This window comes from Sneathiella sp., from assembly GCF_047631475.1.
Lineage (GTDB): Bacteria > Pseudomonadota > Alphaproteobacteria > Sneathiellales > Sneathiellaceae > Sneathiella.
On sequence record NZ_JBLHZT010000067.1, the window covers coordinates 1 to 11,994 of the forward strand.

The window sequence follows — 11,994 nt, forward strand, 5'->3', positions numbered from 1 at the left end:
CTCTTGCCAAAGGTTGTGGTTTGCGCATTCCTTTTGGTGTGGCACAATTATGTAGAATAGCCTCATGTCGAGGTTTGCCAAAAAGTTCTCCTAAGGTTCGGGCACCCTGTTCTTCTAATTTTGTCTGGGTCTGCTTAATTGCATCATAGACTTTTCCAGCTTCCGAGTCGGCGCGATCTGTTTTGCGATTGGATTTGAAGCCTCTTCGCTGGTGCAGATGAAAAATGACCCGACCGAGTTGATGCAGTTCAATTTTTTCGTTGAGGGCGCGATATCGAAGGATCCAGGGGTCTGTTTTAATTAGCGGGATGTTTTTACCACCCTCTAATTTTTTTCTTTCTGCGTCATCTAATGGCATTAAACCAAACTCAATCAGCTCCCTCATCAGACGAGCGGACCTGCGTTTAGAGCGGTCCCGGTTTTTGCGCGCGCCGCGTGGCTCACGACGCTTGGCCGCGTTCGATTGCTTGTCTTTTGGGTTGCGTCCATCCGAAAAAATTCGCACTCCAGAATCAAGCATGCCAACGGCGTTGCTTAGGCTGTCATTTAGGAGTAAAGCCGCCCAGCCAAGCGAATTCGTACCCAGATCTATTCCTAGTCGCCAAGCTTTTTGGTCAGTCATGGATTCCCCCCCAAATATTTTCATCGTTATGATTGCATTTTATATCACACTGTACTATCATGTGAAAACATTTTGAAGCACTCTGGAAAAGTCGGGCTTTCCGTTAACAAGGATTTAGTCCACAAAATGTACCATAATAAAGCGATCTACTGCGTATGCAGTGGGTCGCTTTATTTTTGTGGTGCTCTCGCAGATTTATTGCTGGTTTTCGCTGACCAGTATCTATTCCGTAAGCCGGTTGAATACTGGTTCAATAAACGGAAGAGGGCGTTGTAATCCGTCAGGCGGCGTATGGTGCCCGACGGATTTTTTGGTTCTAGAGCGGGTGGATCTAGTCGTCGAAACCGACAAAAGTAGCGATTTCTTCAGTTGGGCGGCGGGTGGAGACAACGGCGTTGGCGGCGAAACTGTCGTCCGGATAGCCCATGGCGACCGCCGTCTGGATGACGTGATTGTCCGGAATATTTGCATGCTCTCGGACCACGGGTGATTGCATAATTCCCTGACTATTGATTACCGCACCGATGCCCCGGCTCCAGGCCGCAAGGACCAATCCATAGGTGATGGCTCCGAGGTCAAAATGTCGGATGTCTCCCTGTAATTCCTTGTCATAGGCGACAATGACGGACACAGGCGCATCGAACTGGCGAAAGCCGCGCAACACCCATTCCTGACGCCGTTCTTTATCGTCACGCTCGATGCCCATGGCTTCAAACAGTTGAACGGCAATATCGACCTGTCGTTGGCGATGAACTCCTTCATATTTGCCCTCAACCCGGAATTCGCGAGAGGGCGGCACTCCGGCCAGCGTTTTTTCCGTATTTCCTGCCCGAATTCGATCAAGCGGCGCACCGCTAATCACATGCAGATGCCACGGCTGAGTATTCATTGAGGAGGGCGCCCGCGCCGCCAATTCGATGATTTCGTTCAAAATTTTCTTTGGGATGGGGTCCGGCTTGAAGCCGCGGGTGGAGCGCCGTTCGCGCACAACAGTATCAAAATCCATTTTGGCTTTTCTCTTCTTGTTTTTATGTTAGCGGTTATTGCGCCCCGGAAAATTCCAAGGCTCAGTTTATCGCAGGCTCGATATTTGGCAACCCGTCAAACAAGATGGAAGGCATCCATTAATCAAGCCTGTGCTAAAATCCGCCATTGAATTCTGAGGGGCAGTGCCATCCATCAGGACATTCAAGTGGATGAAGCCGCACCCTTCTTAACCGGACCGCTAAACAGTCGGGTCCGAAAATACGGAATTACAGAAAGGCGCGCAGGTCGGCGATAAATTCGTCAAACTGGTCGTGATGAAGCCAATGCCCAGCCTCCTGATAGGTCTTGACGGTCGCAGTTTTAAAATGCTCGATCCGACCGTCTTCCACCGGGTTAGAGGCCCAGCTGTCCGCGCCATAACATAAAAAGGTGGGGCAGGTAATATTGGACCACAGTTCCTGTATCTCCTTGCGGCTTGTATCAAAAGGCCACCAGACCCGCATATAGGGATCAAATTTCCAACTGAATGTCCCGTCTTCGTTTTGGTTTACCGCGTGGGTGGTCAGGTGCAGCGCCTGAATGTCAGACAAATGCTTGTTTTCCCCTTTCATCCGGTCGAGGGCATCAGCAAAGGTTTTGTATTTGCGCGGAGGGCGTGCGCTGGCCCCTCGTTTTTTTTCAATCCATTCCCGCCAACGCTCGGCCACCGGTTTGGCCGCTGTTTCTGCTTGTGACTTGGGCGACATGCCAAGTCCCTCAATCGCGACCAGCTTGCGGACCGTTTCGGGGTATGTGCCTGTGTAACGCAGGGCGATGTTGCCCCCCATGGAATGGGCGACGATGGTCACCGGGCTCAGTTCCTTCTGGTGGATCAGTTGCGCAATATCATATACGTAACTTTGCAGGGTGTAGTTACCATCCGTGGACCATTCGCTGTCCCCATGACCCCTTAGATCTGGTGCGATAACATGCCAGTCATGACGCATTTCTTCGGCTACCCAGTCCCAGTTCCGGCAGTGATCCCGTCCCCCATGGACCAAAAGCAAAGGGGGCGCCCCTGCATTTCCCCAATCCACATAATGCAGCTTTGATCGTTGGGAAATATAACTATTCGATGTCGGCCCCATGGGTTCTCCCCCAAATGTTTGTTTTGTATCTGGCGAGATTATAGGCGAAGTCTGAGGAGAGGTCTATCCGAACGGTTCACAGGAAAACAGATAGGGTAAGGTCGGTGGTCAGGCCGGTGATAGGGGCATAAAGCAGAAGGGACGCTTTCATAGAGATAGATGGTTTTCAGGCAGTAGCGACAGACCAGATCCAAATCTGGCTTTATCAATGCTGAATTGCGGTGTTTTTTTCTAAACTGTTGTTTGAACTGTTTTCTTCGTTTGCAGATGACGATACTTTATGAGAATGCTATGGGGCACGGGCGGCACAAAAACAACAAGGACTATTCCATGCAATACGATAACGACAATATCTTTGCGAAAATTCTTCGAAAAGAAATCCCCTCCGAATGTGTTTATGAAGACGACCATACCTACGCCTTCATGGACATCATGCCGCGCGCCGATGGCCATTTGCTTGTTATACCAAAGGGGCCTGCGCGCAATATTCTGGATGCAAGTCCAGAGCAGTTGGCAAAATGTATGGAAACGGTTCAGAGGTTGGGTAAGGCTGTCATGCAGGCGTTTGACGCGGATGGCGTGACACTTCAGCAATTCAATGAGACTGCCGGAGGGCAGGAAGTGTTCCATTTGCATTTTCATGTATTGCCCCGTCACGAGGGTATCAAGACACGCCCGCCTGGCGTTATGGGTGATATGGCCTTGATCAAGGCCCAGGCAGATAAAATCCGCGCCGTTCTGCAATCGTAAGCGGTTGATGTGAAGCGCGCTAATTGGGGGCGTCTTTAACGAAGAAGCATGTGTCTAACAGAGATGTTTTCTTTTTCAGCGCGCGCCTGCCGGACCGACATGTGTTAAAGAAATACCGGTTTGTTGCTGTGAACCGGTAAATTTTGTTGAAAAAAAGAGAACAAGTTTTGTTTATCTTTTTTATTGTGCCACTCGCCCAAACGGCGATGGCGCTGATCCGCCGTGAAGAAAGAGAACGTGGTTGGTTATCAGATGAATTGTATATTAGAAATTCGTGTTGTTTTTCCGGACTATTAATTTAGAGTATGGCTTGAATTCTCACAATTCAGGGGGGTGTCACGCGTATACATTCATATGCTTATGTTGCTTTACTATGCTTATTGATAGTAGCTCCAAAGTCACTTCATGCCGCTTTCTGGAAAGATTTGGCGGAAAAAACAAGAACAATGTCTATCGACATTGCCGTGGAAGTGTCCAATCATACGGGCCCAAGTGATGCGAACGGTAATCACGATTCAAAAAGCCAAGCAAAATCTGAAAATAAAGTGGCGCAGGCCAGTGCCAAGAAGAATGTGCAGAAAACGTCGAATGATGGTTCTGGTGGTGTCGCGAAAGCGGTTGTCGATGGCGTAGGTCTTGGAATGACCCAGGAAAATGCCGTCGCGGCCCTACAATCCAAAGGGTACAAGCTTGGAAAATGTGCCAAACCGAAAACGAGCTTACAAAAACCATGTTTTAATGCCAAGTTCGGCACCACCATTAAGGGAGCAAGGAAAAAAGGGTATGAAAAGCTGTCAGTTCGCATTCTGAATGACAAGGTCTATTGGCTCAGCAAGAGGGTTACGTTTATTCCCGGACGAAATTTACCTGATGGCCAAACTGTTTCGACTTTAAAGCAGGACTATTACGATAAATATCGTGCGTTGTTTGATGCTGAATATTTTCATCAATATGGAAAACAGCCGATCTATCACTTTGACGATACATCGCCGCCGCCTTATAGCCGAAAGATATCCTCTCCACATGCGGTCTTGTCTTTAAATGAAGGAAGGGGAACACTGATTGTCGGCATTGATATGGAATGGAAAGGGCTGGTGGGTGCGACGTGGTGAAATTCTGATGTCTATCCATTTGTGAGCCTTTCAGTGTGAGAAACGGAAGAATGCTGAGGATGCTCTGGTTTGCAACATCCTGTTTCAGATCATTTAAACAGTCGCTTGATATATTGTCTTCAGTTGTCCACTGGCGCACTTAATATCCGCCGTATATGCGAGGCCATGGCGGACAGTCGTTCTGAACAGTGTTTCAGATCGCTTGCAAGAACGGATAGACTGACGGCTTTTGTTTGCTGTTTGCCTTGAACGGTTAAACACCGTGAGTTTGATCGTATCCGGAGCGCTTGGCAGGTTTCCAACCCGCAAGGCGATCGTCCTTGGGCTTATAGATTTCAATGCGCAAGGGATAACAGGCGGCATCTTCACTGGAATGGCTGCTTCCGCAATCACCGCCCGGACATGTGGAAAGGGCTCCCAGTAGATCGATTTCTGCGAAAAATTCGAGGAAATCTCCTGTTCGAACAGGGCTGGCTTTCATAAAATACTGATGGGTATCTTTTGTAAAACCTGTGCACATAAAGACGTTCAAGACATCGTGCACATACTGTTCGGCTTCTTTCAGGCTGAGATTTTTTTCCTGCGCCAGTGCCCGCGTCAGATTGGAATGACAGCAATAATGGTAGTCCTCGCCCGACAATAAATAATTGGTGTAAGGGTCGCATCGGGTACCAATAACATCATGAACGCCGCCGCCATATTCATCCCAGCCATACCATGCGAGAGTGTCATGAGTGATCGTTGCAAGGGGTCTTAAACTTGGAAGAGTACTCCACAGGCGGTCGCCTGTGGTGACATGGGTTGCATGTAACGCACGGGTTTTTCCGCTGAAGAATTTTTCGGTAAGGTCTTTGCTGTTCCAAAGATTGAGATCCCCGACTTGCGGACCATCTTGATAAGCTATTCTGAAGAAATGACCGGCGGGTATTGTAAAACAGCGGGCGTCCCTTGGCGGCACGATTACTGTATCGATCAACGACATTCCTGTACGGGCGTTTTCGTAGAATGCGGCATCATAGGCTGGCAGACTTTGCACCGGGTAACAGATGACGGGCTTGATCGCCCGGCGTTCCGTGGCATCGGCAGGAATGGTTTCTGGTGGGGAAATCGGCATGGGCGGTCTCAGCTTTATGAGTAGGGACCGCCATTTTTAACGTTTTATTGTTCTAGGAACAAGCCAACTTTATCTGTACAGGTCACCTGAAACGGCTCTGTGGATGTCTGAACGGCTGATGCCAATGTCTGACAGTTCGCGATCAGTCATTGCTTCCAATTGACGGGTTGCGCGTTTTTTAACGAAGTAATTTTTGATTGTTTCAATGAAGCTGTCATCATAAGCGATGGGGGCCTGAGTAGTAATCAATGTTTGTTTTGCATAAGCCATTTTAAGTCTCCCGATTGAATATACATTTTATGTTGCAGTGCAGAAATAGTGAATTAGAACCCATTTGATAAGCGCAGTTTTCAAGACACTGACTTGCAAAAAACGCATATCTAATGGACTGGGCTTTTGACGGTTCCTTAATCTTTGAATGTTAAACGGTCAGGTTTTCCAAATTAGCGGAATCAAAATGTCATGGTTATTGCCGGATTGTTCGTTTGGGTGGTCTTTCTGATCGGGGCCATAAAATTTGCAAAAACTAAAGGACGGTCACAACTATTTTGGCTGTTGCTTGTTGCGATGATGCCTTTGAGTTTGATTGTTCTGGTGTTGCTTCCGCCTCAAGGGCAAGGACGGCCAGCCTCGCGCGGAACTATTCTTTCTGATGAACCGGACGGCTTCTTTCGTCGCTGCGTTCACTGCAAAACACTGGTTGACGCAGAAGACCCGATCTGTACCGTTTGTGGCCGTGGATAGCCCACAAATTAAACGTTTTGGGTAGAACTGATCCTATTCTGGCCTTTTACTAGAAAAGTTTTTTGATTGAACGAAATTGTTCCTGTAAAAGGAACAGCATTATTCCCTGTATTTTTTCGAAGATGGAAAACCAGATGACACGCCACCTAATTACCTCTGCCCTGCCGTATATCAACGGCGTCAAACATTTGGGTAATCTGGTGGGGTCCATGCTGCCCTCTGATCTGTATGCCCGATACTTACGCGCAAATGGCGAAGAGGTCCTGTTGATCTGTGCGACCGACGAACATGGTACGCCCGCAGAGTTGGCAGCTCGTGCCGCTAATCTGGATGTTGCAGAGTTTTGCGCGCAACAGCATGAGGTTCAGGCCCGGTTGGGGGAGGCCTTTTCGCTTTCTTTCGATTATTTCGGACGTTCTTCGTCGCAACAGAATAAGGAATTGACCCAGCATTTTGGTAATAAGTTGCTGGAAAATGGATTTATTGAGGAACGGTTGACCAAGCAGGTTTTCTCGATCGATGATGATCGGTTCCTGCCGGATCGGTATGTGGAGGGCACATGCCCGCACTGTGATTATGATAAGGCGCGGGGAGACCAGTGTGAAAGTTGTACCCGCCTGCTGGATCCAACGGATCTAAAAAATCCGCGCTCTGCCATTTCTGGAAGCACCAACCTTGAAGTCAGGGAAAGCCGTCACCTCTTTTTACTTCAATCCAAACTGTCTGATGAAATTCGGGCTTGGGTTACCAAACATACGGATTGGCCGGTTCTCTCTTCTTCCATCGCCTTGAAGTGGCTGGATGAAGGTCTTCATGATCGGGGAATTACCCGCGATTTGAAATGGGGGGTGCCGGTTGGCCGAGAAGGGATGGAAGACAAGGTTTATTATGTCTGGTTCGATGCCCCGATCGAATATATTGCTGCTACAAAAGAATGGGCAGACGAACGTCCTGAAGATCGGGATTGGAAATCCTGGTGGTATGATGCAAAGGATGTCCGTTTTACCGAATTTATGGCCAAGGATAATATTCCTTTTCACACAGTGACTTTTCCTGGAACAATTCTGGGAAGCCGCGAACCATGGAAAATGGTTGACTATGTTAAAGGGTTTAACTGGTTAAATTACTATGGCGGTAAATTTTCGACCAGTCAGAAGCGCGGAATTTTCATGTCGGATGCCATTGAAATGCTGCCCGCAGATTACTGGCGGTATTATCTGCTGGCAAATGCGCCAGAAAATTCTGATACCAGTTTTACCTGGGAAGGATTTGCAGGAACCTGCAATAAAGACCTTGCTGACACCCTAGGGAATTTCGTTAACCGGATTTTGAAGTTCTGTACGTCCAAATTTGGATCAGAATTGCCTGCGGGCGGTGAAATTGGAGAGCGTGAGAAAGCGCTTGCAGACGAGTTGAACAAGCGAGTTGCGACCTATAATCAGTTTATGGACGAAATTCAAATTCGCAAAGCCATGCAGGAGTTACGTGCTATTTGGGTAATGGGGAATGAGTATCTGACAGAGGCCGCCCCCTGGACAGCTTTCAAAACTGATCCAGAAGCAGCTGCATTGTCTTTACGCATTGCAATTAACCTGATCCGTATATTTGCGATACTAAGTGCCCCGGTTATTCCGACAGCGTCTAAAACCCTGTCAGATGCTTTAAATCTGGAGTTGAGCGAGTTCGACTGGATTAAAGATGGGATGCTGGACGAGTTACAGGTATTGCAGCCCGGGCACGCGTTTGAAGTACCGGATGTTCTGTTCCGTAAGATCAGCGATGATGAAATCGCTGAATGGCAGGACAGGTTTGGTGGTACCTCGGAAGGCTAAGTTAAAAATTTAGGTAAATCGGAGCTTTAATTTAACCGGGATTTAATCTGTGTTTCCTATGCTTGGGCCAATATAACAGAGGCTTGAGTGATATGGTTAGAATGCTCCTGCGCCGACGATTAATCCGGCAGTTCAGAAAAAACGAGGATGGTGCTACCGCGGTGGAACTCGCAATGGTCTTGCCAGTGCTCCTCCTTGTTCTTATTGGCATCATGGAATTGAGTATCGGTATGTTTATTAATACCGTGGTCGAAGGAAGCTTGCGTGAAGCCTCACGCCTCGGGCTGACCGGCCAAATCCAGGAAGGTGCGAGTAACGATCAGGCTATTGTCGATATGCTGAATGAGGCGTCTCTCGGTCTCCTGAATTTGACGACCGGAAATGTTACATCCCTTGTTTATGAAAATTTTGCATCTGTTGGTAAAGGGGAAGAATTTACTGATATCGATGGCAATGGTGTTCGCACGGAAACCTCAGTTACCGCTGAGGATGGGACGGTTTACCCGAACGGCGAGCCATGGACAGAAGTGAACGGAAATGGTGTCTGGGACGAAGATTTTGGTGAAGCCGGTCTGGGAACGCAAGGGGACATCGTCCTTTATACAGTGACCTATAACTGGAATTTTCTTAGTGGACAGGTCATCCCTATTCTCAAGGGAACAATTCCAATGTCCGCATCAATCGTCGTTATGAACGAACCTTTTTAATCGATGGATATATGTGGAGCGCGGCAGGTATGAAGAAACTGCTTAGAAATTTTAGAACCCTTACCATAGGCAAGATCAAAGCATTTGCAATTGACCGAACGGGCGTGGCAATGACTGAATTTGCCATGATGTTGCCGGTTCTCATGATCCTGACAGCTGGTAGTTTTGAAGTCGCTCGTTATGCCTTGATCAACCAGAAAATGGATAGGATCGTCGCGACGCTCTCTGATCTGGTTGCCCGATCTGATGGTACCAGTATGACCGAAACGGAAATCTCCAACATTATTGACTCAGCGCGTTACATGGCCCGCCCTTTTGATTTCAGCAATGACAGTATGATCGTGCTGACCTCAGTCCAGGGACGGACTGCAGCGGCTCCTTATATCTTAAGTCAGCGTGTCTCAGGCACGGTAACGGGTGGGAAAAGCGCAATCGGCGAAGCAATCAATGGTGATGCGTCCTTACCCCCTGCCTTCATTGATGTGGGCGGCGGAGAAACATTGCCTGAAACCGAGACGCTGGTCGTTGCAGAATTAATCTATACTTATAAACCATACCTAATTGGTGCATTGGGGCTTTTTGACGAAACGATCCTGTATCGGGATGCTTATTTCAGGCCTCGTTTTACCGCACGGATTACGTTTCCTTCTGCTCCCTAAATCACAAAAGTGATTGGAAAGCTTATATTTGGCTGCTGAACCTATAGGATCAGCAGCTTTTTTTTATTTGCTGTTTTTCTGTATTAGGCTGGCTTGCATTGAACGTGAGTGGGCTTACCATCAGCCAAGTGGATCTTCCTTTCCAGCGGACAGGGGAGGGGGGATGAGCGGTTTTCAAAGAACCTATTGCTGTTTCGGTTAATTGATCCTTGTGTGCTTGGCCTGAAAATGAAGCGCCCAGTGATAACACCGTACCGAGAAGTGCTGTGATAAGGACGGGCTTATATATTTCGGTGGCGTGCCTGTTCTGCCCTCTAGTGTCGGTTTTTACCGGCGATTTGCACAATACCCTGACCCAATAGGAAAGCTCGTTGAGACTGTGGTTATTCGTTCAGACGAATTGTTTCTGTTTAGCTGTATTTGACAGTAAATAGAGACTTTTCACTGTGTTTGAAGCGATTGTTGTAAGGGGTACCCTTGCAGAACAGTGAGCGATACGCACAAAAAAACGGCCAGCAAAGCCGACCGTTTTTTTGATAGTACGGATGGGTCTATTTGGAAATTCGAAGATTACTCAGCTCTTCCCCAATTGTATTAAAGTTATCAATGAGCGCGTCTGCTGTTGTGGCTTTAAAATAATGTTTAGGCGACGTTGCGCAGTTTTCAAACAGGCCTTCATTCCCTGACACAAAGATGACTGAGTAAATGATCACGCCGGCGGCCTTCATGTTGGTGCAGGCCTGTGCGGTTTTCTGATCATCCAAGCTTTTATAGTAACTGCTGCTTTTGCTTGCAAGATTACCGCTGCCAGATGTGTGATAGTGCGGATCGTAGCCGGGTTCTCCCTGTTTGATCCCGAACTGTTTCTGGCGACCATAAGCGTGATAAATACCATAAGTACCAAGCGTGTTTTCACCGTCGGTCATCAGAATCACTACTTTGTCCATGAATTCCTCGCCATATTGTAATGGCAGGGCAGAATACCCGGAAGGAAGGTTTACAGTGGAAGAACCATACCACTGGCCATTCCAACGTGGTGAAAGTGCACGCCATCCCCAGATTAGCCCAATATTAACGGCCGTTGGACCAGATGTTTCCATTTTATCAATGTGGCCTTTGATCGTCGATTTTTCGGCGGTTAGCGGTAGAACCGGAGGGGGGCAGTATTTATTTGGACCACGGCTTCCACTGACACCATTGGTGGCCCAGTCGTTCTTATAATTGGTCGAATAGGATTCTGTGGAATTATAGAAATAAGGAACAAAATCATTGTTTGGCGGATCATCGGACAGGTCTTTGGTTCCGCCGTCAAGATGATCCCGCATCTCTACGCATCCTTTCCAGCCATAAACAGTATCATTTCCGCCGCTTCCGTTCACATTGCGGCCTAGCGCTGTGTTGTTGCCGTCTGCCGTAAAGATACTGGTCGTGTTGTTTAGAATGTTGTCGCGATCTGCATTTGACAGAAAATTAATATTCTGCGGACCCACATTAACCTGAGTCGTGTATGGCACAATGCCAACCCAAAGTTTTTTCTTGATTTCATCATTGCCGTATAGGATGTCAATCAGGTTCTTTGATGCTGTTTTTAACGTCTCGATCCGTCTTGCACCGGAAGTGTATGAATTCATAGAGCCTGTATTATCCAGAACCAGTACAAGTTCCATACCTCTATTGTCACGGTTCACTTCCGCTAGGGCACCAACCGTCAGGCTTGGCAGTCCTAACACATTCATAAAAGTTGTATTTAGGTCCACATGGACGCTTAAAGTCACTGTTTCCCGTGTGGAATCCCATTTGAGGTTTGAACTGTTAAGGGTTATTGGGGTCGTCGACATGTATCCGGAAGGGAAGTTTGCATCAAAATACTTCTGAGCATCGGCGTAAATTTCGCTGTCGCTTGCAAATATATTCCGGCCCGCAGCCAATCCAGCAGCATCCAAGGCTGTAGAAAGCTTTGATTTTAAGACATAGGCCCTGCCAAGGTCGACAGAGAGTCCAACAAAACCAAAAAGCGGAATAGCGATCAGCGCAATCAGAATTGCAGATACCCCCCGAGTGTCGTGGGTGAACGCAGATATTTTGCGACGGTATATTTGAAAAATGTGCGAAATACTCATGTGACTACCAGTTCTAAGGTTTGGGAAAGTCAATATTGCTTTATATGCGCACAGAATTATTAAGTTTGCCTAAACTTACCGGTCGAATTTCGCTAAATTTATAGTAAAAATAAATACTGAATAAATAATAGAAACAAATACGTGGTTAATTTTTAGTTTAAAGCAAAGTGAAAATTTTATTTAAATAAACAACAAATAAAAATGAAGTAAAAAATCAGTA

At 47.3% G+C, this 11,994-nt stretch carries 12 protein-coding genes; 6 read left to right on the forward strand and 6 right to left on the reverse strand.

Annotated elements, in window-relative coordinates:
• The 3 genes from cas9 to ACJAYR_RS17400 form a co-directional block, all read right to left on the reverse strand.
• Positions 1-622 (reverse strand): type II CRISPR RNA-guided endonuclease Cas9 (gene cas9, locus ACJAYR_RS17390; protein WP_415237773.1); only part of this gene is annotated, 622 nt, incomplete at its 3' end.
• 331 nt (positions 623-953) lie between these two features.
• Positions 954-1,628 (reverse strand): nitroreductase, encoded by a 675-nt coding sequence (locus ACJAYR_RS17395; RefSeq protein ID WP_415237774.1) that lies wholly within the window; start codon positions 1,626-1,628, stop codon positions 954-956.
• A 247-nt stretch (positions 1,629-1,875) separates the two neighbouring features.
• Positions 1,876-2,736 carry an alpha/beta fold hydrolase gene (locus ACJAYR_RS17400; RefSeq protein ID WP_415237775.1) on the reverse strand — a complete coding sequence of 287 codons (861 nt, stop codon included), beginning with the start codon at positions 2,734-2,736 and terminating at the stop codon, positions 1,876-1,878.
• A gap of 330 nt (positions 2,737-3,066) precedes the next feature.
• Between ACJAYR_RS17400 and ACJAYR_RS17405 the strand changes: the two genes are divergently transcribed.
• Both ACJAYR_RS17405 and ACJAYR_RS17410 read left to right on the forward strand, forming a co-directional pair.
• Positions 3,067-3,486: an HIT family protein gene (locus tag ACJAYR_RS17405; protein ID WP_415237776.1), complete on the forward strand. Its 420-nt coding sequence runs from the start codon at positions 3,067-3,069 to the stop codon at positions 3,484-3,486.
• 446 nt (positions 3,487-3,932) lie between these two features.
• Entirely contained in the window at positions 3,933-4,598 is a 666-nt protein-coding gene (locus tag ACJAYR_RS17410) for a hypothetical protein (RefSeq protein ID WP_415237777.1), read from the forward strand.
• A gap of 253 nt (positions 4,599-4,851) precedes the next feature.
• Here the strand turns inward: ACJAYR_RS17410 and ACJAYR_RS17415 are convergent, their stop codons facing one another.
• Together ACJAYR_RS17415 and ACJAYR_RS17420 are read right to left on the reverse strand one after the other, a co-directional pair.
• On the reverse strand, positions 4,852-5,712 hold the full coding sequence (locus ACJAYR_RS17415) for an urea carboxylase-associated family protein (protein ID WP_415237778.1): 861 nt from the start codon (positions 5,710-5,712) through the stop codon (positions 4,852-4,854).
• 69 nt (positions 5,713-5,781) lie between these two features.
• Positions 5,782-5,982: a DUF1127 domain-containing protein gene (locus ACJAYR_RS17420; protein WP_169546088.1), complete on the reverse strand. Its 201-nt coding sequence runs from the start codon at positions 5,980-5,982 to the stop codon at positions 5,782-5,784.
• Between the two features lie 192 nt (positions 5,983-6,174).
• On the opposite strand from ACJAYR_RS17420, the gene ACJAYR_RS17425 reads away from it, so the two are divergent.
• The 4 genes from ACJAYR_RS17425 (at position 6,175) to ACJAYR_RS17440 (ending at position 9,654) form a co-directional block, all read left to right on the forward strand.
• Positions 6,175-6,456 carry a hypothetical protein gene (locus ACJAYR_RS17425; RefSeq protein WP_415237779.1) on the forward strand — a complete coding sequence of 94 codons (282 nt, stop codon included), beginning with the start codon at positions 6,175-6,177 and terminating at the stop codon, positions 6,454-6,456.
• A gap of 134 nt (positions 6,457-6,590) precedes the next feature.
• A complete protein-coding gene (metG, locus tag ACJAYR_RS17430) occupies positions 6,591-8,288 on the forward strand; it encodes a methionine--tRNA ligase (protein WP_415237780.1) in 1,698 nt (565 codons plus the stop codon).
• 92 nt (positions 8,289-8,380) lie between these two features.
• Entirely contained in the window at positions 8,381-8,995 is a 615-nt protein-coding gene (locus tag ACJAYR_RS17435; protein WP_415237781.1) for a TadE/TadG family type IV pilus assembly protein, read from the forward strand.
• Positions 8,996-9,024: 29 nt separating this feature from the next.
• Positions 9,025-9,654, forward strand: coding sequence for a TadE/TadG family type IV pilus assembly protein (locus tag ACJAYR_RS17440; protein ID WP_415237782.1), 630 nt, complete (start codon positions 9,025-9,027; stop codon positions 9,652-9,654).
• Between the two features lie 551 nt (positions 9,655-10,205).
• Here ACJAYR_RS17440 and ACJAYR_RS17445 read toward each other — a convergent pair.
• Positions 10,206-11,774, reverse strand: a complete 1,569-nt coding sequence (locus ACJAYR_RS17445; protein ID WP_415237783.1) for a pilus assembly protein TadG-related protein — start codon at positions 11,772-11,774, stop codon at positions 10,206-10,208.
• Positions 11,775-11,994 lie beyond the last annotated feature (220 nt).

What these genes read in the sequence shown, in the direction of transcription:
- ACJAYR_RS17395 (WP_415237774.1), bottom strand. Translation starts at nt 1,628, where the DNA reads ATGGATTTTGATACTGTTGTGCGCGAACGGCGCTCCACCCGCGGCTTC.
- ACJAYR_RS17400 (WP_415237775.1), bottom strand. Translation starts at nt 2,736, where the DNA reads ATGGGGCCGACATCGAATAGTTATATTTCCCAACGATCAAAGCTGCAT.
- ACJAYR_RS17405 (WP_415237776.1), top strand. Translation starts at nt 3,067, where the DNA reads ATGCAATACGATAACGACAATATCTTTGCGAAAATTCTTCGAAAAGAA.
- ACJAYR_RS17410 (WP_415237777.1), top strand. Translation starts at nt 3,933, where the DNA reads ATGTCTATCGACATTGCCGTGGAAGTGTCCAATCATACGGGCCCAAGT.
- ACJAYR_RS17415 (WP_415237778.1), bottom strand. Translation starts at nt 5,712, where the DNA reads ATGCCGATTTCCCCACCAGAAACCATTCCTGCCGATGCCACGGAACGC.
- ACJAYR_RS17420 (WP_169546088.1), bottom strand. Translation starts at nt 5,982, where the DNA reads ATGGCTTATGCAAAACAAACATTGATTACTACTCAGGCCCCCATCGCT.
- ACJAYR_RS17425 (WP_415237779.1), top strand. Translation starts at nt 6,175, where the DNA reads ATGGTTATTGCCGGATTGTTCGTTTGGGTGGTCTTTCTGATCGGGGCC.
- metG (WP_415237780.1), top strand. Translation starts at nt 6,591, where the DNA reads ATGACACGCCACCTAATTACCTCTGCCCTGCCGTATATCAACGGCGTC.
- ACJAYR_RS17435 (WP_415237781.1), top strand. Translation starts at nt 8,381, where the DNA reads ATGGTTAGAATGCTCCTGCGCCGACGATTAATCCGGCAGTTCAGAAAA.
- ACJAYR_RS17440 (WP_415237782.1), top strand. Translation starts at nt 9,025, where the DNA reads ATGAAGAAACTGCTTAGAAATTTTAGAACCCTTACCATAGGCAAGATC.
- ACJAYR_RS17445 (WP_415237783.1), bottom strand. Translation starts at nt 11,774, where the DNA reads ATGAGTATTTCGCACATTTTTCAAATATACCGTCGCAAAATATCTGCG.